At 33.8% G+C, this 24,455-nt stretch carries 24 protein-coding genes and 1 pseudogene; 14 read left to right on the top strand and 11 right to left on the bottom strand.

Features of this window, described 5'->3' with window-relative positions; all coding sequences use genetic code 11:
* The first annotated feature begins 534 nt into the window (after nucleotides 1–534).
* Both DK857_RS13660 and tyrR read left to right on the top strand, forming a co-directional pair.
* Entirely contained in the window at nucleotides 535–954 is a 420-nt protein-coding gene (locus DK857_RS13660) for a hypothetical protein (RefSeq protein WP_202611117.1), read from the top strand.
* 153 nt (nucleotides 955–1,107) lie between these two features.
* On the top strand, nucleotides 1,108–2,673 hold the full coding sequence (gene tyrR / locus DK857_RS13655) for a transcriptional regulator TyrR (RefSeq protein ID WP_109394304.1): 1,566 nt from the start codon (nucleotides 1,108–1,110) through the stop codon (nucleotides 2,671–2,673).
* A gap of 68 nt (nucleotides 2,674–2,741) precedes the next feature.
* Here tyrR and tpx read toward each other — a convergent pair whose 3' ends face one another.
* A complete protein-coding gene (gene tpx / locus DK857_RS13650; protein WP_109394305.1) occupies nucleotides 2,742–3,245 on the bottom strand; it encodes a thiol peroxidase in 504 nt (167 codons plus the stop codon).
* Between the two features lie 223 nt (nucleotides 3,246–3,468).
* Here tpx and DK857_RS13645 point away from each other — a divergent pair, with 223 nt between their 5' ends.
* Entirely contained in the window at nucleotides 3,469–5,088 is a 1,620-nt protein-coding gene (locus tag DK857_RS13645) for a peptide ABC transporter substrate-binding protein (RefSeq protein WP_109402460.1), read from the top strand.
* A gap of 594 nt (nucleotides 5,089–5,682) precedes the next feature.
* Here the strand turns inward: DK857_RS13645 and DK857_RS13640 are convergent.
* Together DK857_RS13640 and DK857_RS13635 are read right to left on the bottom strand one after the other, a co-directional pair.
* Nucleotides 5,683–6,243 (bottom strand): Ail/Lom family outer membrane beta-barrel protein, encoded by a 561-nt coding sequence (locus DK857_RS13640; RefSeq protein WP_109394307.1) that lies wholly within the window; start codon nucleotides 6,241–6,243, stop codon nucleotides 5,683–5,685.
* A 300-nt stretch (nucleotides 6,244–6,543) separates the two neighbouring features.
* Nucleotides 6,544–6,885: a DUF4377 domain-containing protein gene (locus tag DK857_RS13635; RefSeq protein ID WP_109394308.1), complete on the bottom strand. Its 342-nt coding sequence runs from the start codon at nucleotides 6,883–6,885 to the stop codon at nucleotides 6,544–6,546.
* 379 nt (nucleotides 6,886–7,264) lie between these two features.
* On the opposite strand from DK857_RS13635, the gene zntB reads away from it, so the two are divergent.
* Nucleotides 7,265–8,248, top strand: coding sequence for a zinc transporter ZntB (zntB, locus tag DK857_RS13630; RefSeq protein WP_109402459.1), 984 nt, complete (start codon nucleotides 7,265–7,267; stop codon nucleotides 8,246–8,248).
* Between the two features lie 306 nt (nucleotides 8,249–8,554).
* Here the strand turns inward: zntB and ttcA are convergent, their stop codons facing one another.
* The 3 genes from ttcA to leuE form a co-directional block, all read right to left on the bottom strand.
* Complete coding sequence (gene ttcA / locus DK857_RS13625) at nucleotides 8,555–9,478, bottom strand: tRNA 2-thiocytidine(32) synthetase TtcA (protein WP_075672144.1); 924 nt, start codon at nucleotides 9,476–9,478, stop codon at nucleotides 8,555–8,557.
* Nucleotides 9,479–9,801: 323 nt separating this feature from the next.
* Complete coding sequence (locus tag DK857_RS13620) at nucleotides 9,802–10,350, bottom strand: 4Fe-4S dicluster domain-containing protein (RefSeq protein ID WP_109402458.1); 549 nt, start codon at nucleotides 10,348–10,350, stop codon at nucleotides 9,802–9,804.
* Nucleotides 10,351–10,620: 270 nt separating this feature from the next.
* Complete coding sequence (gene leuE / locus DK857_RS13615; RefSeq protein ID WP_083629078.1) at nucleotides 10,621–11,262, bottom strand: leucine efflux protein LeuE; 642 nt, start codon at nucleotides 11,260–11,262, stop codon at nucleotides 10,621–10,623.
* Between the two features lie 258 nt (nucleotides 11,263–11,520).
* Here leuE and DK857_RS13610 point away from each other — a divergent pair, with 258 nt between their 5' ends.
* The 6 genes from DK857_RS13610 to DK857_RS13585 all read left to right on the top strand — a co-directional run bounded on the left by DK857_RS13610 (nucleotide 11,521) and on the right by DK857_RS13585 (nucleotide 14,918).
* Nucleotides 11,521–11,733, top strand: coding sequence for a nucleotidyltransferase domain-containing protein (locus DK857_RS13610; protein ID WP_109402457.1), 213 nt, complete (start codon nucleotides 11,521–11,523; stop codon nucleotides 11,731–11,733).
* Entirely contained in the window at nucleotides 11,709–12,146 is a 438-nt protein-coding gene (locus DK857_RS13605; protein ID WP_109402456.1) for a hypothetical protein, read from the top strand. Before DK857_RS13610 ends, DK857_RS13605 begins: the two co-directional genes overlap by 25 nt.
* Nucleotides 12,147–12,615: 469 nt before the next feature.
* Nucleotides 12,616–13,155: an Ail/Lom family outer membrane beta-barrel protein gene (locus DK857_RS13600; RefSeq protein WP_075672134.1), complete on the top strand. Its 540-nt coding sequence runs from the start codon at nucleotides 12,616–12,618 to the stop codon at nucleotides 13,153–13,155.
* Nucleotides 13,156–13,357: 202 nt separating this feature from the next.
* Entirely contained in the window at nucleotides 13,358–13,813 is a 456-nt protein-coding gene (locus DK857_RS13595) for a GNAT family N-acetyltransferase (protein ID WP_109402455.1), read from the top strand.
* A gap of 193 nt (nucleotides 13,814–14,006) precedes the next feature.
* Complete coding sequence (locus DK857_RS13590; protein WP_109394315.1) at nucleotides 14,007–14,288, top strand: hypothetical protein; 282 nt, start codon at nucleotides 14,007–14,009, stop codon at nucleotides 14,286–14,288.
* Nucleotides 14,289–14,486: 198 nt separating this feature from the next.
* Nucleotides 14,487–14,918 (top strand): carboxymuconolactone decarboxylase family protein, encoded by a 432-nt coding sequence (locus DK857_RS13585; RefSeq protein ID WP_109402454.1) that lies wholly within the window; start codon nucleotides 14,487–14,489, stop codon nucleotides 14,916–14,918.
* Between the two features lie 350 nt (nucleotides 14,919–15,268).
* Here the strand turns inward: DK857_RS13585 and DK857_RS13580 are convergent, their stop codons facing one another.
* Nucleotides 15,269–15,598, bottom strand: a complete 330-nt coding sequence (locus tag DK857_RS13580) for an HI1450 family dsDNA-mimic protein (RefSeq protein WP_369961051.1) — start codon at nucleotides 15,596–15,598, stop codon at nucleotides 15,269–15,271.
* A gap of 111 nt (nucleotides 15,599–15,709) precedes the next feature.
* Nucleotides 15,710–17,170, bottom strand: a complete 1,461-nt coding sequence (gene cls, locus DK857_RS13575) for a cardiolipin synthase (protein WP_109394317.1) — start codon at nucleotides 17,168–17,170, stop codon at nucleotides 15,710–15,712.
* A gap of 306 nt (nucleotides 17,171–17,476) precedes the next feature.
* Between cls and DK857_RS13570 the strand changes: the two genes are divergently transcribed.
* Nucleotides 17,477–17,659 carry a YciY family protein gene (locus DK857_RS13570; RefSeq protein ID WP_036913581.1) on the top strand — a complete coding sequence of 61 codons (183 nt, stop codon included), beginning with the start codon at nucleotides 17,477–17,479 and terminating at the stop codon, nucleotides 17,657–17,659.
* A 112-nt stretch (nucleotides 17,660–17,771) separates the two neighbouring features.
* On the top strand, nucleotides 17,772–18,485 hold the full coding sequence (gene tonB / locus DK857_RS13565; RefSeq protein WP_109402453.1) for a TonB system transport protein TonB: 714 nt from the start codon (nucleotides 17,772–17,774) through the stop codon (nucleotides 18,483–18,485).
* 143 nt (nucleotides 18,486–18,628) lie between these two features.
* Here the strand turns inward: tonB and yciA are convergent, their stop codons facing one another.
* Both yciA and DK857_RS13555 read right to left on the bottom strand, forming a co-directional pair.
* Complete coding sequence (gene yciA, locus DK857_RS13560) at nucleotides 18,629–19,060, bottom strand: acyl-CoA thioester hydrolase YciA (protein ID WP_006536988.1); 432 nt, start codon at nucleotides 19,058–19,060, stop codon at nucleotides 18,629–18,631.
* A 286-nt stretch (nucleotides 19,061–19,346) separates the two neighbouring features.
* A pseudogene (locus tag DK857_RS13555) lies at nucleotides 19,347–19,895 on the bottom strand (septation protein A); the annotation flags it as partial.
* A 309-nt stretch (nucleotides 19,896–20,204) separates the two neighbouring features.
* Here DK857_RS13555 and DK857_RS13550 point away from each other — a divergent pair.
* A complete protein-coding gene (locus tag DK857_RS13550) occupies nucleotides 20,205–22,025 on the top strand; it encodes a SulP family inorganic anion transporter (RefSeq protein ID WP_109394320.1) in 1,821 nt (606 codons plus the stop codon).
* Between the two features lie 116 nt (nucleotides 22,026–22,141).
* Here DK857_RS13550 and DK857_RS13545 read toward each other — a convergent pair whose 3' ends face one another.
* Nucleotides 22,142–22,915: a YciC family protein gene (locus DK857_RS13545; RefSeq protein ID WP_098943021.1), complete on the bottom strand. Its 774-nt coding sequence runs from the start codon at nucleotides 22,913–22,915 to the stop codon at nucleotides 22,142–22,144.
* A gap of 433 nt (nucleotides 22,916–23,348) precedes the next feature.
* On the opposite strand from DK857_RS13545, the gene ompW reads away from it, so the two are divergent.
* Nucleotides 23,349–23,984, top strand: coding sequence for an outer membrane protein OmpW (gene ompW / locus DK857_RS13540; protein WP_006536979.1), 636 nt, complete (start codon nucleotides 23,349–23,351; stop codon nucleotides 23,982–23,984).
* Nucleotides 23,985–24,455: the final 471 nt, after the last annotated feature.

Genomic DNA, 24,455 nt, shown 5'->3' with positions numbered 1-24,455 from the left:
ATTATTCTTACCTTTTAGCAATTTTAAATAAAAACCGTAGAAACCTTTCTGCGGTTTTTTTGTATAAAAATTAGCAAAAGTATTGTTTATATAAAATAACCATAATGAAGGAAGTCATAAGATATTATTTTAAAATAAGGCGTTAAATAATATAAAGTGTTTTTATTATTTTATTGGTAATGATGTTATTATTTTAATAAGAAACTATTGTGATAAAGAATTTTAAGAAGAATAAGTTCTTATGTAAAAAAAGATGATTTTTAACTAATTGTATTTAAATGTTAATGTGTGTTCCTGTAGTGAAATATTTGTAATTTTAATCATAATATTCCTTTTTCGAAAGAAAATAGTATTGAGTTTAGTATGATAAATAGCGTTAAATATCACCACAAAGACGTACCACAGAGCTATTTTCTCAATATATTTTCAAGTGTCTAATTTGTAAGCGACTTGCTATTTAATAAATAGAGAGGTTTTTTATTTATAAAAAATAGAAAAGTGGCTAATAAATAATCCTTCTAACTAGGTTAAAATATGAAAGAAATACAAATGTCAGTAATAAAAAAACTTTCTAAACAAAGGCGTCAACTCTATTTGAGTTCGGCATTTAATGTCTCAAATATCGATAACCAGCTCAGCATTTTAATCCCTATTCTTAGTGAGACGATTAGCGAGATTAAAAAGAGACAATACCAAAATCAACCTAAGTCATTTCAAATAAAAGAGACATCCCAATTTTTTGAATATCTGAGTGAGTCGGATAAGAGAGAAAAGGCAATAAATGCATTAGATTATCTCCTTTTTTGTTTTGATAATGGATGTAAAACTATCAAAAAGGTAATCCGTCGAGAATTAAGCCCTTTGGTAAAGGATGTCGAATATCTTATCGATTTTGAACTAAAAAAAATAATAAAACCCTCTTCATTTTCGTTATTCGGCTTTTTTAAAGCATAAATAATCTTGGTTAAAAATCAGGAGATTAATTTAGTTGTGTAAAAATAAATGCTAGTAGTGTCAACCTTTGCTGACAAGCCTCTTTATTTCGTTGATATTTATGTATAATATCTAGAATTAGTTCAGGGTCACTCAGTATTAAGAAGGTTTATAATGCGTTTAGAGGTCACTTGTGAAGATCGCATCGGGTTAACCCGTGAATTATTAGATCTGCTAGTATTAAAAAATATTGATTTGCGTGGAATTGAAATATTCCCAATAGGTCTTATTTACCTGAATTTTTCACAGATTGATTTTGATATTTTTCAACCGTTGATGGCGGAAATACGTCGAATAAATGGTGTTATTGATGTGCGTACTGTTGCATTTATGCCATCAGAGCAAGAACATCGTGCAATTTGGACACTATTAGAGTCTGTCCCTGTTCCTGTTTTTTCTATTGATACCAAAGGCAAGGTCAAGTTACTCAATCCTGCAACAAGACTGCTTTTTGGTTTATCTCCAGATGACCATTCTGAGAAAACATTTAATCAATTTATTCCAAATTTTAATATTCATCGTTTTTTAGAACAAAAAGAGCACTTTATCCAAATGGTGCCTATTACTGTGAAAAAACAGAATTTTGAAATGGAAATAGTCCCAATTAAACTTACGGATGATAACCAATATAATCATTGTGTTGGAGCTTTTGTTTTACTGAAATATCATGAAATTATTTATGATCATCCTAAATTAGTGGCTAATGATCAAAGTGGGTTTGACCAAATTATTGCCGTAACACCTAAAATGAAGCAGCTTATTATTCGTGCAAAGAAAATGGCAATAATGAATGATCCATTGTTATTAGTGGGTGAAACAGGTACAGGAAAGGATTTATTGGCAAAAGCCTGCCATTTACTAAGTAACCGTTTAAGGTATCCATTTCTTGGCTTAAATTGTGCGTCAATGCCTGATGATGTTGTTGAAAGTGAGTTATTTGGCTATGCAGCAGGTGCTTATCCTAATGCTATTGAAGGAAAAAAGGGCTTTTTTGAGCAAGCTAATGGTGGCACTGTTTTACTTGATGAAATCGGTGAAATGTCACCGCAAATGCAGATCAAACTTCTACGCTTTTTAAATGACGGAACGTTCCGCAGAGTGGGCGAAGAAGAAGAAGTTAATGTCGATGTGCGTATTATTTGTGCTACTCAGAAAAACTTATGGGAATTAGTACAAAAGGGATTGTTTAGAGAAGATCTCTATTACCGATTGAACGTATTAACACTAACATTACCGCCATTAAGAGAAAGAAAGGACGATATAATTCCGTTGGCAACTCATTTTATTAATCAGTACTGCCAAGAACAAAAGATGGGAGTACCATCTATTTCTACCGATTTCTCAAATTATTTAATGCAATATTCTTGGCCGGGTAATATTCGTCAATTACGGAATATTGTTTACCAAGCAATGGCACAGTTAGTCGGAAATACATTACGTGTTCAAGATATTACGTTACCTGAGCATACGGATGAAACATTATTTGATGAGAACTTATTAGAAGGCTCGTTAGATGAAATGACAAAACGCTTTGAAGCTTCTATTTTAACGCGTTTATACCGTGATTATCCAAGTACACGTAAATTAGCAAAACGCTTAGGCATTTCTCATACTGCTATTGCGAATAAGCTAAGAGAATATAATCTTACGAGTAAAAAGGGTGAGAAGTCTGAAGATTAATTGAGTAGTAAGATTTTGTGCATAATAAAAATAGACGAGCATAATGCCCGTCTATTTTTTTATCAGTATTATTTTAATGCGTTTAATGCATCATCATAATTTGGTTCAGTTGTGATTTCATCAACCAACTGGGTGTAGATAACAGTGTTATTTTCATCTAAAACAATTACTGCACGGCTCGTTAAGCCAGCTAATGGGCCTGATGCAATTGCAACGCCGTAGTTTTCTTTGAATTCAGCACCACGCATTGTAGATAAAGTCACAACGTTGTCTAAGCCTTCTGCACCACAAAAACGTGCTTGAGCAAAAGGTAAATCAGCTGAAATACATAAAACAACGGTGTTATTTAATTCATTTGCAACTTTATTAAATTGGCGAACGCTTGCAGCACAAACACCAGTATCTACACTTGGGAAAATGTTTAGAACTTTACGTTTACCTGCAAAATTCGCTAAAGAAACATCATTAAGATCTTTACCAACAAGAGAGAAATCTGCAGCTTTTTGACCTACTGCTGGGAAATTACCCGTTAGTGCCACTGCATTTCCTTGTAAAGTAACTTGATGTGCCATTGTTGTTCTCCTTTATTAGTTGTCAGACTAACTGTTATTAATACTCATTATTAACGATAATTCTCGTTAATGCTTAACCATTATTAAAATTTGCCACTATTGGCATAGTCATCACTAAAAACATAAAAATTTATAAAATATTTGTAATCAGTGATTGTGCCTTTTTATCAGGCTCTTATAATTGTGCTGTTCATTCTCATACAGATTACAGGACGAAACAGACATGCGCAAAATATTCGTCATCTCATGTGCACTTGTCGTTCAAGGATTGCTCACATCGCAGGTAAATGCGGCAGTAGTCCCCGTAGGAACGATACTCGATAAAAAGCAAGAAGTGGTTCGACATTTGAAAGATGAGCCTGCATCACTTGATCCTATTAATGCAGTAGGATTAACAGAAGCTCAAGTGCAACGTGATTTGTTTGAAGGGTTGACGATAGAAGATGAGTATGGACGACCCATTCCGGGAGTTGCTCAGAGTTGGCGCACAGAAGATAATCGCGTGTGGATCTTCACTTTACGTGATAATGCAAAATGGTCCAATGGTGAAAAAGTAACAGCAACAGATTTTGTCTATAGTTGGCAAAGGTTGGTTGATCCTAAAAATCTTTCACCTTTTGCATGGTATGCCTCACTCGCATCGATTGAAAATGCACAAAAAATTATTGATGGAGAATTAAAACCAACATCATTAGGTGTAGAAGCGATTGATGAAAAAACACTAAAAGTCACGTTAGAACGACCAGTTTCTTATTTTCCAAATTTGACGACTAATTTTTCGTTATATCCTGTACCTCGTCATAGTATTGAAAAATATGGTGCCGAGTGGGTTAAAGTTGGCAATTTAGTCGGAAATGGGGCTTTTGTTTTAAAAGACAGAGTCGTTAATGAGAAGATTGTATTAACGCCAAATCCTTATTATTGGGATCATAAAAATACAGTATTAACTAAAGTCACTTTTGTGCCTATTAATCATGAATCACATGCGACTAAACGTTATTTAGCTGGTGATATTGATATTACAGAGTCGTTCCCGAAAAATTTATACCATAAATTAATGAAAGATATTCCTAATGAGGTTTATATTCCTGACCAGTTAGGAACTTATTATTATGCTTTTAATACTCAATCAGGGCCAACAAAAGATATTCGTGTACGTAAAGCATTAGCGATGGCGATAGATAGAAAAATTATCACTGATAAAGTATTAGGAACAGGGGAGAAATCAGCAAACCGTTTCACACCTGATGTAACGGCGGGCTTTACCCCAGAACCTACAATTTATGATGAATACAATCAAGATGAATTAGACAGTCAGGCTAAGATCTTGTTAGCGGCTGCTGGATATGGCCCTCATAATCCATTAACACTCTCATTGTTATACAATAATTCAGAGAATCATCAGAAAATTGCTATTGCAGTTGCTTCTATGTGGAAGAAAAAATTAGGAGTGAAAGTCGAATTACGTAATCAGGAATGGAAAACATATATTGATAGCCGAAATTCGGGGGATTTTGATGTTATAAGGGCATCATGGATTGGTGACTATAATGAGCCTTCTACTTTTTTAAGCCTATTAGGTTCTAAACACACCGGTAATATTTCTAAATATCAGAATAAGCAATATGATGAAGTGTTAGCATTATCTAGTATGGCTATTGATACAAATGAGCGAAATAGTTTGTATAACCGTGCTGAACAAATAATTGCTGAAGATGCACCAATAGCACCTATTTATCAATATACAAATGGGCGATTAATAAAGCCATGGCTAAAAGGTTATCCAATTAAGAATCCAGAAGATGTTGCATATAGCCATACGCTTTATATTCTAAAGCACTAACATAGAAACTAAATTAAAAGTTTAAATTATGCCTCAAAATTAATATCTATTTTGGGGTGTTTTTTTATTTTTATGTACAAATAGAATGTAAAGAAGTTGTGATTTATACGTTTGCATGTATCAATAATAAGAAAACTAAAGAAGTATGAGAAAATAGTAGAGAGTGTCAATAAAAAAGAACCCCTTTAAAAAAAGGGGCGTAGCAAAATAAAGCAGGGTGATTTATTGTCTGGATATAAATTATATTCTTAAGGCTTTCTTTGCACGCTTTTTATTGTATCTAACTGTTACAGTAATTAATAAAATATTATAACAAAAAAAATCCCTCTGCTATAAAAACAGAAGGAGACTCAAAAGGAATAAACATTGCAAGTGATATGTTAATACATTTTTATGGTATTGTTTTGACCAATTGTGCAATGTGCTTGATGTTAAATATTATGTTTTGTTTTATTTATAGATATAAATACTTAATTGTAATAAAGCCTAATATATTTATTATGGTGTTTGAGTAATTTAAAAGTAGAATTATCCATTCATTTTTCTTTATAATTAAATTAAATTATGGATTGTCAATAATTATTAGAAAGTCGTTTAAAAACGGAATCCTAGAGATAATTGTAAAACACTTAATTCAAGATGTCGCTTATTTGCTGTGGTATCAGAGTAAAGATAGCCCAAGCTAAACGAGATATCCTTAACAGGATTATAATCGATGCCAATTTGACCAATTACACTTGTTGTATTTACAATATGAGAGTCTGTTGTATTTATTTTAGAGTGATGTTTGTCTTCCTGATACTTTAATTTATTAGGACCCATTTGAGCATAAACAGAAATTTCAGGTGTTATTCTATAAGTTGGGCCGATTAATAGGCCTGTGGTTTTGGTTCGGTATTTTATTGTTGACGGTGTGGTAAAGCGTGGATCAATAAAATATTCTTTATGATTTGTATTTAAACGCAGTAGAGAAATTAATATTCCCCAAGTATTTTCTGTTTCATATCGATAACTGATTATCTCTCCTTTTGCGGTGTCACCTTTTATTTTGCCGTAAATATAACCAGCAGAGAGGGTATGTGTTTTATCATTGGCATGTAATGTAGAAGAATAAGATAAAGCAAAGCTAATTAAAGTAAGGGCTAATTTATTCATTGTAGGGTTTCTATGTTGATGTGTAGAACGCTATTTTTAGTAAAATAAATGTTGATTTCAATATTAATTGATTGAAATTACTCTTAAAAAAAGTTTGTTTGCTTATTTTTAAACTCAATAAAAATAAAATTATTATAAATAGCCAATTATTAATTAATATAAAATTTATTGATAATTTTAAGTGGTAATATAATGAGGTGTTATTATTTTAATGGTAGGTAGCAGAAATTGAGTGTAATAGGTGAAAATACTCACAATAAGTTTTAATACCTATTGTGAGCTAGATTTTAGAGTGGTGTTTTATTTCTTATCTACAACTTCAATCAGTGTATATTTCACACTTGGTGCATCTGCTGGAGGGTTAGGAATATCTGTAACATTAACTTTTAATGTGTATTCAGTTCCTGCTTTATATTCAAAACCATCAATATTTTGATAGAACAAAGACCATTCGCCAGAAGGTAACTCTTTCACTTTCATACACTTCATTGGTGCGACACCAACACAATCATACAGTTGTGAATCTACTAGAAGCGTTTTTGTTGTTCCCGTAGTAGGTGTTGTATTTGCACTTTTAGTTGAAGTTGCATCATTGCATCCAGCTAAAAGCAAAAATAAAGGAATAGCGATAAATTTTTTCATATTGATGACCTTATTTTTAGGGTGCAATAAATGTATTAAAGAATATTTAGTATACACCAGACAGATAATTATTATAAATTACAGCAGGTAATTTTTTTCCTGTAAACAAAATAAGTTACCTGCTGTTATTCTAAGTATTAATATCCTAACGTAACTATCAGTATTTAATTTAGTGTAATAATCCTAAAGTGATGAAGATAAATAGAAGTTTTAGATGAATTAAACAAAAATAGGGTTGATATACAGATAACTAGAAAAAAGTATAGAATAACAACTCAAAACATAACGTTATAAAATGAAGGTAGATCAATCATATTTGACAATTGAGCATTGAGTTTAAGTATTACCTTTAAAAAGCAAAAGTTATGGAGGAAGCTAAGTGAAAACAATTAATGACTCTGTTATACAAGATTCAGATGCTATTTACATAGCACAACTTAATGGGCATGGAGGAGTAACAGAAATCACAGCAGAGACTGTTGCAACAAATGAAAAACCATACTGGGTGCACTTAGATTACCGTAAACCACAAAGTGCTCAATGGATACAAGAGACAGAATTACTTCCACCAATTGCTAAAGATATATTGCTTGCAGAGAACGTCAGACCAAAAGCACAACGCATTGGTGAAGGTATCGTTATCAATCTGCAAACAATTAATAATAATCCTAATGATCGACCAGATGAGCTTGTTGCTTTTAGAATTTATATTAACAGTCAAACTATCGTTTCAAGCCGTCACCGCCGAGTTAATTCTGTAGATTCTGTTATTCATACTTTAGAACTAGGTAATGGGCCTGAAAATAGTGGCGATTGGCTAATTACGATGGCTGATGCTGTGACTGATGAAATAGGCGAATTTGTTGAGACTTTGCATGACCAATTAATTGAATTGGAAGATATGATCCTTGATCAACAAATACCCGCGAGAGGTGAACTCGCATTATTAAGAAAGCAGTTAATAGTTTTACGTCGCTATATGGCGCCTCAGAGAGACGTATTCTCAAGACTTTCTATTGAAAAATTACCGTGGATGAGTGATAGCGATAGAGTTACGATGTTAGAAATTTCAGAAAGGCTTTCTCGACGTTTAGAGGATTTGGATAGTAGTATTTCTCGTACCGCGGTGATTGCTGATGAAATAACATCAATGATGGCTGATGCGATGAATAGACGTACTTATACGATGTCGCTAATGGCGATGTTATTTTTACCAACAACATTTCTAACAGGGCTATTTGGTGTCAATTTAGGCGGAATACCCGGAAATGAGTTTCCTTATGGTTTTACCATCTTTTGTTTATCTCTCTTTGTTTTGATTGTGATTGTTACTTGGTGGTTAAAGCGTAGTAGATGGTTGTAAATTTTCAGCAAATTAATCGTAACTAAATGGATTTAAAAAAGAATTCTCTAACCCTGTTTGAGATATATCAATTTTTTAAAATAGAACATCTGGCATTATAACTCTCGCAGGTGAATACAACGTTGAGCGATGAACGTTGTGCTCCATAATTGTAGTTTTTCTCATATTGAGTTCTTAATACAGAATAATTGACCATTATTACACCGATGTTTATTAACATCGGTTTTTTTTGCTTAAATTTATTGTTGGCTATTATTTAGTCATAAAAATCCTAAGCCCTGAATGTAAGGCTTAGGAGATAGTGCATTATTTCACTTCAACAATATCGAGTTTGTTTTGGCTAAAGTCAGGACGTTCGTCATCTTCTTCTTGGAACATCACTGGAACGGTTGGAATATCGTCTTTATCAAAAGCTAAGTCGCCACCATTAATGACTTCATCACCATGCTTGATGTTAACAAAATCAAATAATTGAGTATCACATAAATGTGAAGGGACAATATTTTGAGTTGCTCTAAACATAGTTTCAATACGACCAGGATAACGTTTATCCCAATCTCTTAGCATCTCTTTAATTACTTGGCGCTGAAGGTTAGGCTGTGAGCCACAAAGATTGCATGGAATAATTGGGAATTGCTTAGCTTGTGCAAAACGCTCAATATCTTTCTCACGAGCGTAAGCTAGAGGACGAATAACGATTTGTTTGCCATCATCACTCATTAATTTAGGTGGCATACCTTTAAGCTTGCCACCATAGAACATATTTAAAAATAATGTTTCTAAAATATCATCACGATGGTGACCTAAAGCAATTTTAGTTGCACCAACTTCTGTTGCTGTGCGATATAAAATACCACGACGTAAACGTGAGCATAAAGAGCAGGTTGTTTTACCTTCAGGAATAATATCTTTAACGATCCCATAGGTATTCTCTTCAACAATTTTATATTCCACACCAAGCTCATTTAAATACTCAGGTAGAATATGCTCAGGGAATCCAGGTTGTTTTTGGTCTAAATTGACTGCAATAAGTGAAAAGTTAATTGGCGCACTTTTTTGCAGATTCATTAAGATAGAAAGTAGCGTGTAGCTATCTTTACCACCAGAAAGGCAGACCATGATTTTATCGCCATCTTCAATCATATTAAAGTCAGCGATAGCTTGCCCAACATCGCGGCGTAAGCGTTTTTGTAGTTTGTTGAAATTATACTGCTCTTTTGGGATGCTCATTTTTTACGGTTCTATATCGTTGCTGATTATTCTGTAACTTGCTAACCAAGGCTTTGTTCTTCGCTGTTTTGATACCTTAACAACATGATAAATCAATAAAATATCTTATAGGCTCAAATGATAAGTTGTGTGAAAAACAAAGTTATTTATGGCAAGAAAATTGATAAGTCGACAATGATACCAGATGGTAGGGTGGTTTCGATATAGATAACTACAGTTAAGCGCTTTCAAGGTGGTAAAAAGTAAGAAGTAATAGCCTTATATAAACTGAATAAGGCTATTAAATTTTTTGTGCCACGTAGCGATTATTATAGGAATAAACCTTAGTAAGACGTCGTTGGTAACTCATGTAAAATAGAGTTTTTTCTGCGTTGAGCAGTTAATTGTGACAATTCATTATCAGAAACAAAGATTAAGGCGTCTTGAGGACAAAACTCAACACAAGCAGGGCCCTGCTCTCTATGATTGCATAAATCACATTTAACGATATCAATTTGAAATTGCTGGCCAAGATCTAAACAAGAGGTAGGCGCTGAATGTGCTTTTTTCTCAAGCTCAATGACTCCAAATGGGCAAGCTAAAAGACAAGCTCTACACCCAATGCAATTTTCAGGGTGCGTTTCGACAAAGTTTTCACCACGCACTAATGCTTTTGTCTGGCAAGCTTGGGCACAAGGTGCATCTTCACACTGATGGCAAACAGAAGCTGTAAACTGATGCATTAATTTAATAATGCGGATCCTTGGATGAAAATTCTTTTTATTGAGAAAATCATTTCCATTTTTTTCTGATGTATGACCGACTGAACAAACAACTTCACATGTTTTACAGCCAATACATTTTTTAGAGTCAATAACAATTTGGCTATTCATCTCAATACCTATTTATAGAGCTATATACTTTATAATATATCGATAGGTAAGTTATTTTAGTAATATTAATCAAATTTATATCGAATAAATTAGGTTAAATAATAACAATAAAATAAAAAACACTTATTTAAACTAAATTCAAATGAGAATAAATACTATTTAATAAGATAATAGGAATGTAATTTTATAAATATACGTAAATGATCGTAGATAAAAAATGGCAATCTTATTTCGATTGCCATTTCTCTAATTAGTATCTGTTATTAAAACTTATGATGTTAATGTCGCTAATTTAGTCGCAAATCCCATAAAGAAAAGCCCAATAACACCATTACCTAGTTTAGCGATATTTTTACGTGAGCCGAAGAAGCGAGCAAGGGCGACACCACCAAATATCAGAAAAGAGAGATAGATAAAGCTAAAGGCTTCAAGCATGGAAGCCAGGATTAAATAAGATAATCCCGTATGTGCATAATTAAAATCGATAAACTGAACAAAAAATGAGATATAAAATAAAATCGCTTTAGGATTAGTCATACTTAATGTAAGTGCTTTTCTAAAAACGTGTTTCTGTACAGTTGTTGTTTGTTCTGAATGTACTTTTTTGGAGAAAAAAGTTGCATGAATAATTTTTATTCCCAAATAGAGAAGGTAAAAAGCACCTAAAAAGCGAACAATAGTAAAGAGTAAAGGAGAGGCTTTTATTACAGATGCAACACCAATAAAGGCGAGAAAAATTAAAATAGCATCACCTAAGAAAACACCAAATGCAGCACGATATCCATCACGAACACCGCCTGATGCGCTTGTTTTTAGCACATAGAGTGTATTGGGGCCAGGAACAAGAATAATAAAAAACATGCCTGCAAGGTATGTCCAAATATTGAGTACACCAAATTGTTCAAGCCACATGTTAACCCCCCAAATCTCACTTTCTCTGCATTACTTAATGAATTGCTATTATATAAAGAGAATCCACATTATTTAAACGCATATTTTCATTCATACAGAAGATAAATGTTTGATGCTTACTGCTTTCTGGCTAAAACGGTACCTCTTTACCACTTCAACAGATTACTGAACTGTTTCACCTTTGTTTCCAAAATTGGTTCACGATTAAAAAAATGATAGGGGTTCAAATAGAAAAATAAAACCTTACAAAGGAAAATTATGGTTTTTTCTCAAGTAAATGAAATAAGCTTACCACCTACAACAGGTTTTCAAACACTATTTCAACCTGTCATTACAGATGTTGCTGAGCACCTTTCCCAATTATTAAAAGAGAATTTACACAGCATTTATGTTTATGGGAGTTTTGCTAATGGATGTGCAATAGCAGAAAAATCAGACTTGGATATTTGTTTGATTTTAAAAATAAAATAGATAAATTTGAAAATCAGCAATTAGATAAAACAAGAGTAATGCTAGGTACATTACATCCTATTGTTAGCAAAATTGATTTCGATATTGGTGTTTTAAGCAAAGTCTTGGCGCCTAACAATTTATACAGTTGGGGATATTGGTTAAAACATCATTGTCGCTGTATTTTTGGTGATGAGTTAACGGAAATAACCAGGGCAACCCATACTTGGTTATTTCCTGATGGTATCATTTTGAAATGTACAGAAGAGATAGAAACAGAACATTATGATAATGACGCTCAATGTCCTGAACATTGGATCACTTGGGAAATTGTCGAATCGAATAACAAACCTATCTCTCCTTATAGAAAAGAATTTTTTAATTTATGTCAGCAAAGCTTTTGGTTAAAAATGCAACTTTCTAATAATAAATAAAAAAGAAAGCCACTTTATAAGTGGTTTTTTTATACGTATTAAAATTAATAAAATAACTTATTTCCATACTGTTTTAAATTTTATATTAAATATTAATTAACATTTTATAGACTAAGATAAGTTAATTTGACTTAGTGAGTTTTTTTTATCCTAATGATTAAGCATAAATAGAACGACAATAGTGGTTTTAAGAAAATTAAAACTGATGAAGATTAAAATTAGTCTTTTTTTTCATAATGTTATGATCTTAATATTTACTTAATAATAGTGAAAAATAAGGTAAGTTTGTTGTTGAGAGAAATGGTGTTTTAATTATAACTTTAATCATAAGATTTTCTTTATAAAATATTATTGTTAATGTATTATTCATAAATAAATTTTATTGAGTGTTACACTCAATTTAACAAGAGAGCTAAATTATAATTTAGTTCCATTTGTCTATCCTTTTGTTTTTATATAGAGAATAAAGATGCGTCGTAATTTATTTATTTCAACTTCACTGTTAGCTATTTCTACACTTTCTTTTAATGCACAAGCAGCATTAGATAATACTTTATCTGTGGGTTATGCCCAGACTTCAATTAAAGTTGATGATAAAATGGATGATGATCTTAAAGGAATTAACTTTAAATATAATCATGAATTTGATAATAACTGGGGAGTTATTGGATCACTAACGTATACAAAATTAACTTATAATTATTATGGCCGCTGGGGAAAAATTGGTTCAACTGAAATTGATTATGTTTCATTAACAGCGGGTCCTAGCTACCGTTTTAATGACTATTTTAGTGCGTATGGTTTAATTGGCCTTGGTCATATTAATCAAGAAGATAATTTTTTCTATGATAATGACAATGATAAGTTAAGTAAATCGTCTATGGCTTATGGATTAGGTTTACAAATCAATCCAATTCCAAACGTGGCCATTGATGCATCTTATGAATATTCAAAAATAGATGATGCAAAATTTGGTACTTGGATATTAGGTGTTGGTTACCGTTTCTAGTATTAATCTGATAAATAATATTTTAAAAAGGTCACGTTATGTGGCCTTTTTTGTTTTATATGAATGTAAATACTTATCGCTATATTGGGGATTTTGTTTTATCAAAACTTATTTAATATACACAATATGTGTGTTTTTTCTTTGGGTGGCTTGACTGTTAATAATGGATCTCTAAGATGCAGTATTTTATGGAGAGAGAAGTATGTTAACTATAATAAAAGCAGAGCCTTTGCACTATGATGAAATGATTGCAGTTTGGGAATCATCAGTTAGAGCCACACATACATTTCTATCTGAAGATATCATTTTGTCTCTCAAAAAAGATATTGTAGAACAGTATTTTCCTATGCTTAATACCTATATTGCGATAGACGATAATAATGTTATTCACGGGATCTTAGGTACAGCAGAAAATAAGTTAGAGATGCTTTTTGTCGATGCGAATTCTAGGGGGCATGGCTGTGGTAAATTGCTTACAACTTTCGCAATAAATACACTGCATATTGATGAATTAGATGTAAATGAACAGAATCCTCAAGCAATTGGTTTTTATTTTTATATTGGGTTTGAGCAAATAGGACGTTCTGAATTAGATGGACAAGGCAATCCTTTCCCATTGTTACATTTAAAATTAAATAAAAATAAGTACAAATACTAAATAAAAATAAGTACAAATACTAAATAAAAAATATTAAAGATACAAAATAGGGAGGGGAATAAAAAAACCTCTCTTTTATCTTATATAAATAACAATTATCCACTTAAATTTGATTTATGTCGTAATAATTCCTCTGCTTTAATGAAATAATTTTTTCATAATTAAATAAATTTAACACAACAGTGGCATAGTTATGAACAAAACCTTAATTGTTATTTTATCTTTATTTTTACTACCAGCTTGCTCTGAATCACAAGAAAATAAAGTTATTGAATATTGTATGGATACATTAAATGTCTATAGTAACGTGAGTAAAGATCAATGTTTGTGTTTTTATAATGAAACGAGTGATAAATTTTCCTCAACGGAAATAGATAGAATGGTCAAATCCCCCCCCATAAAGAAAGAAAGCACACTCACAAGAGAAGGCACAATGTTTTTAACTATTGCTCATTCATCCAAATGCTTTGAGTAACAGTTATTACGCGTAATAAGTGACAATAATCTAACAAAGAATAAGTAGTAAATTAAGTCACTTATACCGAAGATCATTGCCTCTAAAAGCAAATACCACAAAATTGATAAACCCATCTCTATAAATTGAATATATTACCACTGTTTTTATATACAGTTTTTTTGTAGGTTTACCTTTATTGTAAATTGTGAGGAAATTATGTCAAAGCTTCGCTTATCTTACCCAAAACTCAGCCCTCAAGCTTATGCTGGTTTAATTCAATGTAAAACCGCACTAGAAGGTAGTTCATTGGATATAACGTTGATTGAACTTGTCTATTTAAGAGTGTCTCAAATTAATGGCTGCGCTTTTTGTTTGGAGATGCATAACAACTCATTACGTAATCATGATGTTGATCAAAATAAGTTAGATGCACTAAATGGTTGGCAAGTGAGTGAACGTTTTACTGATAGAGAGCAAGCTGCATTATTATGGGCAGAGGCAGTCAGTAATATTTCAGCGAAAAATACAGATGATAATATTTATCTGCAGGTTAAAGCATATTTTACAGACATAGAAATGAATGATCTGACATTGGCAATTGGGTTAATGAATGCCTTTAATCGTATTGCTGTGAGTTTGCGTCAGTAATGAGTATTATCTATGCAAATTATATATCATTAAATAATGATAAAAGAGAAAAGCGCCGATAGAGCGCTTTTAATTTTTTAGGTTTAATTTTTACCAAAGATATTGCATAAAGGGTAAATAAGCAAAAATTAAAGCAATAAGTATAAATAAGATACGAAATAACGTTTTTTGTGTTTTTATTGTGGCGTAAAGCATTACTATAATAATAGCTACGCAGACATACCAGTAAAATGCACCAAAGAAAGCTAAGGCAAAAATAGCATCAATAATAAAGTTACTTTTACTTATTTTATTTCTCTCTGAAATAAAAAATCACCCGCTAAAATATAAGCAGGTGAAGATAAAAGTGATTATGATTTCCAAATAATATGGAACATAGGTTGTAATGGATCGCGGCTAATTAGGACACGACCAAAAATATCATCAATATCGGAATCATCGTCTGGAGCAAGACCAATAATTACTTCGCTAAAACGGGCTGATGTGACAGGCAGGCCAACAATAAATTGCCAATCATTACCTAATGGAACCACTTCAGCTGCGCCTCTTTCTTCAAATTGCAGGTTAAACAATAATTGATCTGCAACATCTAAATTATCCGCTGCTTGGGCTAAGAATAGATCATAAGCTTGTTCTAAAGCGTCGTCTTCACTGATTAAAGTTGGTTCATTCATGGTAATGCCTGTCTATTATTCCAATAATTATCGCGTTATTTGTATCGCATTTTTACTAATTTAGCACGGTTATCTGTTACCCGTTTTTTTAGTAGTCTCTTGATTATAACATTTCTGTTATAGCAGAGGACTAAAGAAATAGCAGATACGCTCTAATACACGATTTAAGAATGGTCGTTTTTCCCATTCATCCATAGTTAATTCTGTCGAGCGAGCAATATAATCATATTGAACAATGCTTAAATCACAGCCAAAACCTTCATCATCAATGACAACGGTAATTTCAAAATTTAACCACAAGCTACGCATATCAAGGTTAACTGAACCCACCATACTGAGTTGTCCATCAACCATCACGCTTTTGGTATGTAATAAACCATCTTCAAATTGGAATATTTTCACACCAGATTCGAGCATTTCAGTAAAGAATGAACGGCTTGCCCAACGTACAAGGAATGAGTCATTGCTACGAGGAACGATAATACTTACATTAACACCTCGCATCGCAGCGGTTGATATTGCATGGGCAAGATCATCGCTAGGTACAAAATAAGGTGTTGTCAGTACTAATTCTTTTCTCGCAGAGTAAATGGCTGTAATAAGTGACTGTTGAATTAGCTCATCAGGAAAACCTGGGCCTGAGGCGATGACTTGTGTTGTATGGCCGCTTTCTTGTTCACAAGGCATAATATTATCATCAGGAGGAGGGGGTAAATGGCGCTCACCAGTTTCCATTTCCCAGTCAAAGGCATAAATCATTCCTAATGTGGTCGAAACAGGGCCTTCCATTCTGACCATGATATCAATCCATTGACCTACACCAGAATCTTGCTTGAAATAACGAGGATCAACCATATTCATACTTCCTGTGTAGGAAATATAGTTATCAATCAATACGATTTTTCGATGTTGACGCAAATCCATGCGGCGTAAGAAGAAACGGAATAAATTAACATGTAATGATTCAACAAATTCAATACCCGCAGCTCTCATTACATCTGGGCCGTTAGTACGGAAGAAATTCCAACTACCCGCAGAGTCAACCATGACTCGGCATTTTACACCACGCTTAGCTGCTCTAATTAAGGCGTCGGTTACTTCATCAACTAAACCACCTGATTGCCAAATATAGAAAACCATTTCAATATTGTCACGGGCATTATTAATATCGCGTGTAATTGAATTGAGCGAATCTTCACAGGTGGTTAAAAGTTCAATTTTGTTACCTTTAACACCTTTAATACCTTGGCGTTTAGAGGTTAATTGGAAAAGAGGCGTTGCCACATCGCTCGTACTTGTAGCAAAGATATGCTTACATTTTTTCAAGTCTTCAAGCCATGCAACAACTGAAGGCCACATCTGCTTAGCATGTTCAACACGTCGTTTTCCTAGATGTAATTCACCAAAAGCAAAATACGCAATAACCCCGACTAATGGCAGGATGTAAATGATCAATAGCCATGTCATTGTTGATGTAACAGGTCGTCGGTGCATTAGGACACGAAATGTGACCCCCGCAATTAATAGCCAATAGAAGAAAAAGGTTAGCCAACTTAATACAGTATAAAATGTTGTCATAGTAGAGCTATTTTCCGTTGAAAATGAATTGCATGGATAAGCTAAAGGCAATTTAATAAAAATAGTTCATTATTTTTGTTATTTGCCGAATGTTGTTATTAAATCAGGATTATTATCTCTGTCAAATCTCTTTCTTAAGAGATAAGCATTAAATAAGCAATAAGATACAACTCTTTATTCATTTTATCTTTGTGAGAAATGCTCAAATAATGGATGAAATTTAAGCAAACCATAAATCCCCCCTTGGATCACAAAATGAACGTCTTATAATAGTCCACTTATTCGAAAAAAATAGGTGCTGATAGTATGAGACACAGTAGGACTGAAGTAGCTCGTTGGCGAATGATGAGACAAGCTATACGTAAACGACGTCGATGGTTAGAAGGGCAATCTCGTCGTAATTTCCGAATTTATAAACTGCGTAAACTTGATACTTCTAGAAAACATAGAGCACTTTTATTTGTACAACACATAGAATGGAACTCATAATTTCACTTTTTAGTGGCTAATATCAATCATTTTGCTAAACGTTATTGAATATGATTGCTATTTGCATTTAAACTAGGGGCATATTTTTTCTTTAGGTGAAATAAGATCAGTTATGCGTTGGAAGTTTTGGGTACTCATATCACTTTGTCTACATGCCTCACTTGTTGCGGCTGCGATGTTATATGTTGTAGAAGATAAGCCAGTTACACCTGAGCCTATCTCTATACAGATGTTGGCATTTGCAGCAGATGAGCCTGCTGGCGAACCAGAACCTGTGGTTGAAGAAGTTACTCCTCCAGAACCTGAGCCGGTTGTTGAGCCTGAACCCGAGCCAGAACCTATTCCTGACGTAAAACCTATTATCGAAAAACCAATAGAGAAAAAACCAGAACCAAAACCGAAGCCTAAGCCAAAACCAGTAGACAAACCGAAACCGCCTGTTGAGCGACCACAACCTTTAGTTGTTAATAAAGGTAATGATCTCAAAAATCTTAATCCGACGGCAAAGCCAAGTGATAAAGGCGATGAAAAACCGGTTGCAGTGGCAAGTAGTGGGGAAGGTAAAGTACCTAATGCAGTACGCCAAGGTTTACCTGAATATCCATCACGAGCACGAGCAGTAGGTATGGAAGGTACAATCAAAGTTCGTTTTGATGTTGATGCCGATGGAAGAGTCGATAATGTAGAAATTATTTCAGCTGATCCTAAAAACGTGTTTGAGCGAGAAGTAAAAAGAGCAATGCGACAGTGGCGTTATGAAAAAATTCCTTATAAAGGAAAAGTGGTTCTGATTGAATTCAAAATGACAGGGATCTCAGCAAGCTAATTTTTATAAAACTAGCGCTTAAACAGATCGATATCACTATTTGATACCAGATAAATAAAAGGCACTTTAATAAGTGCCTTTTTTAGTTTCAACTTTTAATGCTTTCACGCTATTCGTCGTAATCGAATTGTCTTAATGGCGTTTTATTCCATTGTACTTGTTAGAGTGAAATGTGCTTTACCTTCAGGTAAGCGACGAGCTGAATTGTTCTCATCAACGGCAACGTAGGTAAATACAGCCTCTGTTGCACGATAGCGTTGGCCGACAGGTTCTGTGGCGACTTTCTTAACCCAGACTTCAATATTAACAGTAATTGAAGAGTTACCTGTTTTTAAGCAACGTGCATAGCAACAAACGACATCGCCAACAGCGACAGGTTTAAGAAAGGTAATGCCTGTTACGCTTACAGTAACGACACGACCTAACGCAATTTCTTTCGCTAAAATTGCACCACCGATGTCCATTTGGGACATTAACCAGCCACCGAAAATATCACCATTGGCATTAGTATCAGCAGGCATGGCTAGAGTACGTAAAACGAGCTCACCATTAGGCAAAGATTGTTGTTCAGTCATGGGTATAAAGTATCTGTAAATAATGTTAAAACCAAAGAGATGTCTACTCGTCATACTTTAAGCTGTAGCGTTGTTGGCTACACTCACTCACACTAGTCACAGCTCCTAGCGTCTCATTCGCTTGCCGCCTAGCTGCACTTGAGTTATTTAGAGCACACATCTCCCAATAAAATAAAAATGATTATTCAGATTTTGAATGAGCATCGTGTGATGTCGATTTAGATACTTGTTTTGTCATATCATCTGATAATTCGTGTTCACTATTTTCTGTGGTTTCATTTTCAGTTTGTTCTTCTGGTAAACGGTTATTCCAGATATAAACCACACTGGCGATAGTAAAGACAAAGGTCAAAATAGTTAAGCCAAAGACTTTAAAATTAACCCAAGTCTCTTCTGCCAAAGAAAATGCCACATAAATATTACCAAGAGCACAAGCAAAAAAGAAAATTACCCATGCAATATTGAGTTTCTTCCAATTTGCAGGTGGCATTGCAAGCTCTTTGCCTAACATTCTTTCCATTAGCGTTTTGGGCGTAAATAACTGCATACCAATTAAAACGATGGCAAAAATGGCATAAATAGCCGTCACTTTCCATTTAATAAAATCGGCAGAATGAAAGAAGATGGTTAATGAGCCAAAAATAGTAACCACAATGGCGGTAATGAGTGGTGCTTTCTCAACTTTATGGAAAATAAGCCATGTCAAGCCGACTGAGACCCACGTCGCGATAATTAATGCACCTGAAGCATAGAAAATATCTTGCCATTTATAGAAGATAAAAAACACTAATAGTGGAGCAAAATCAAGTAATTGCTTAAGCCAGCCATTTTTCATAACAGATAGGAACCTATGGTAATTAAATTCATAAACTTGGCTATTCTAATGCAAAGCGACAGAAAATGGGTAAACAATTGCATATCTTTAACGACAGAGTGTTAATTTATACAAAAAACGCTATTTTTATCTGTAATAACTCAATGAAAAATCAACGTAATTGCATTTATGTAAAATTAAAACACAAGCTTGAGTTATGAAAGAGGATTTAAATATTACACTAGTATATGATTCATTAACTCATCATTATCACGCGCCACTTTTTGATGAATGCATAAATAAAAAAGTATTTCTGATAAGAGGAAATCAATGAACGGAAAAAGAATAATAAAATGGATGCCAGGACTAGGCTTATTATTTAGCTATAAGCGTGAATATTTTGGCTATGACTTAAAAGCAGGGCTTTCTGTTGCTGCTGTCGCGCTACCAGTTGCCATTGCTTACACCGAATTATTAGGCATTAATGCTATTGTTGGATTATATGCCTGTATTTTCCCTATGATTATTTATGCATTATTTGGTACTTCTCGTCAATTAATTACAGGGCCTGATGCTGCAACGTGCGCCGTTATTGCTGCGGTCGTTATTCCATTATCTGCTGGTGATGAAAATACACGATGGCAACTAGCAATTATCATGACAGCAATGACGGGTTTTTGGTGTATTTTAGCCAGCCACTTTCGATTGGGGGCTTTTACTGATTTTCTATCTCGTCCGATCCTTCAAGGGCTATTAAATGGTGTTGCGATCACTATTATGGTGGGACAAATTAGTAAAGTATTTGGTTTTGACACTTCCCCAGATCATTTAATCGAAAAACTAATTGAAGTCCCATTTCGATTAATGGATGCACATTTACCCACGGTATTGATGTCTGGGATAACACTCGCCTTATTATTGGGTATTCGCTATTTTCGTAGCCGATGGCCGGCACCATTAATTGCTATGGTTGTGATGACTTACCTTAGCTGGCAATTTGATTTAGCCAGCTATGGTATTGCTATTGTGAATAAAGAAGCGGGAAATGTTGATCTCTTTCTACCCGTTGTATCAATGAGTGGATTTCATCCTGGTGTATTACGAGAGTTATTGGTTCCATCCATAAACTTGGCTGTCATTAGCTTTGTGAGTTTTATGATGACAGCCCGCAGTTTTGCTAGCAAAAATGGTTATGATGTTGATGCGGATCAAGAATTAAAAGCATTAGGTATTGCGAATATTGCGGCAGCGCTTTCTCAAGGATTTGCTGTAAGTGCAGCAAGTAGCCGTACCGCAGTCAATGATTCTGTTGGTGGCAAAACACAATTAGTTTCTATTATCGCAGCACTGGTAATTTTGCTAGTGCTATTATTTATGACTGATTTTCTCGCTTATATTCCATTATCTTCGCTAGGAATTGTGTTGATCGTCTCTTCATGGTCATTGTTGAGTATTCGTCATATTTGGTCTTATCGCAAACGTAATAAACAAGCATTCACATTGGCATCATTTACATTATTAGCTGTGTTATTGGCAGGACTAATTAACGGTATCGGCTTTGCGGTTTTATTAGGTTTGTTGCAGTTTTTACGTATTGTTTTTCGTCCGAGCGATCAATTGTTGGGTGTTGATGAACAGGGTATGGTTCACTCAATGAATAAGGATAATGGTATTGAACCTATCGATGGCTTGATGATGTATCGTTTTAATTCACCACTGACTTATTTTAATGTGGGGTATTTTAAAAAACGGGTACTTCAACTTGTTGATAGCGCGCCTCAACGACCAGCATGGTTAGCCGTAGATGCGGCTGTAAGCTTTACCTATGACGATGTCAGCGTGTTTGCTGCTATTGATGAACTAATACGGGAATTGCGAATAAAAGGCGTGAAATTGGTTTTAGCAGGGCGCAGAACCGAACTAAATCGCTGGATTGAGCGTAACAGAATTTCGCTAAATGAAGATGACTTAATTATCGCTCCCGATCTCTATTTTGTGATCCGGCTTTATCAAAGCCGACAGCAGATCAAAGAAAAACAGAAAGAAGCAAGAAAAGAGGCATTAAAGCAAGAAGCTGAAAGCCAAGAAACAGAGAATAACGAAGATGCGATATTAGAAGTGCCGATAGAAAGTCATACATCAACACCTTAAGTATTTTGGCTAAGTTTTACGAGTAGTAGTAAAAAGTAAAATCCCGTGATAAGACGTTCACTTATACACGGGATTTTTTATCGGTAAATTTTATGGATAGCTATGTTTTGAATAGACTAGCGCGTCTGTTGCGTTATGTATTTGTTCTCAACCAACATAAACAAACGAAATAGGTAAATAATCATCCACGCTGAAGCCATATTTTTCAGAAAATAGAATAAGAAGTTATGGATAAGATCAGGTAGTTGAATTGTAAGATTACTCACAAAACCAATACCAAACTGCAATAAGATCCAAATACCTAAAGCAGGAATAAGTGAGCCAGACTCACTAAACCCAATCTTCCAACCTAAACGTATTGCACTTCCCATATTTTGTTGGCGCACTAAGACAACGGGCGCTAATGCAAAACCGATTAGCAAAATGATGCCAGGAATAATCATCACCATAAAACCTGCGCTAATCAAAATAGAGCACAGAACAATCAGTAAAAACATTTTTGGTAAGCGAGGTAAACATGCGTTAAATGTTTGACCAAGGGTGACGTTGTGGCCTGCAGAGATTGCCATAGCGAACATCAATAAGGTTAGTACCAAGATGCTCTGCTGTAGTGTTTCAAATGCATACAGTGATAAAACTTTTTTGGCGATACCCACGACACTGTTTGACATTGCTTCTAATTCAGCAGGAGAAGTAGAAGAAAGCTGTGTATTTTTAAAATTAGCCACAAATTCAATCATCAATTGGTATTCTTGAGGATTAGGGCCAATTAAGACATGAACTATCGCTAACACAACAGCAAGGATAGCGGAAAGGGTAACAATACTACGTCGTTCATTCTTATAAAAATTCAGACTGTCTCGGTAGATTGTGCGTGCCGTGGTAGGCATGAAACTGCTCCTATAAAAATAGACTGTGTCAATGCGCGCTATTGTACCTTCAACAACAGCAAAAAGGGATATTTTCTCTTACTTCTCTTATTTGGTTTTTTTCTTGGTGTTAATAATCAGAATATGCTCAGCATTTAAAATAAAACAAACATAATATTAACATAAGAATAACTTTATTTTTAAATTCATCTTTTTAGGATATTTTTTATTCAAAAAGTATTACTAAGAATAAATTTAATTATAAGAAAAAATTGTATTAATAGGTAATTTGATGTGGATCAATTATAAATAATCGCATTGATAAATAATAAAAAGAGAAATAACACTTTCTGCAAAAATAATTCCAAAGTTGTGATCGGTATTAGATCATAATTATCAATAAATGGTTATATTTTTAGCGGAGATTTTACTTATTACAGGAATGGGTTAAATAATGAAAAAACTTTCTGCGCTTATTTTAGCGGCTGCAACTCTTGCGCCTTCTATTTCTTTCGCTCACCAAGCGGGTGATTTTTTATTCCGTGCTGGTACTGCAACTGTTCGTCCAAATGCAGGCTCTGATAATGTATTAGGTATTGGACACTTTGAAGCTAATAATAATACCCAATTAGGTTTAACCTTTGGGTATATGATCACTGATAATATTGGTGTTGAGTTATTAGCAGCTACTCCTTTTGAGCACAAAGTATCATTAACAAACTTTGGTGAGATTGCGACTGTTAAACATTTGCCACCAACATTAATGGCACAATATTACTTCGGTAATGGTGAAGATAAACTACGTCCTTATTTAGGTGCAGGTCTTAACTTTACTACATTCTTTGATGAGAAATTTAATTCAGCGGGTAAAGGCGCTGGTTTATCTGACTTAGATCTCAAGGATTCATGGGGCTTTGCAGCACAAGCAGGTTTAGATTATAACCTTGATAAAAACTGGATGCTGAATGCGTCTGTTTGGTGGATGAATATCGAAACTGATGTTAAATTTAAAGCTGGTGAAGACAGACAATCAATCAGCACACGCCTAGACCCATTTGTATTTATGTTTGGTGTAGGTTACCGTTTCTAATTATTCTTTCTTTAAAAGAATATCTCTTAATAAAAAGCGAAGATTATCTTCGCTTTTTTTTGCTTTTTAAATTCGAATAAAGCCTTTCATTTTTAGATTATATAAAGTCTCTAGTTTATTGTTGAATACACTATTTATGGGTAATTAAAAATAAAGATAAATAAAAAAAGATGCATTTTAAATAAAACATTTAATATTAGAATTGCAACAAAGATGCATTTAATATATATCTTTTATTTTGCGCCTTCTATATAAGATAAAAAAGCGTATTTTTATTTATTAAAAAATAACGAGCTTTTAATAAATAAAGGAGAGCATTAAATAGATGTATTTAAAATACATCTTTAATTTGATTATGGCTTTAGCCAGTTTAAGTCGCGCTAGCGTCTTAAACATAAAACCACCTGCTTTGCAGGTGGCGTTCAAGGGTTATACCAAGAAAAACACCTTTCCGTTACGATATAGATGTTC

The organism is Proteus terrae (genome assembly GCF_003144325.1).
Taxonomy (GTDB): Bacteria; Pseudomonadota; Gammaproteobacteria; order Enterobacterales; family Enterobacteriaceae; genus Proteus; species Proteus terrae.
This window is presented reverse-complemented; position numbering and strand designations above follow the sequence as displayed.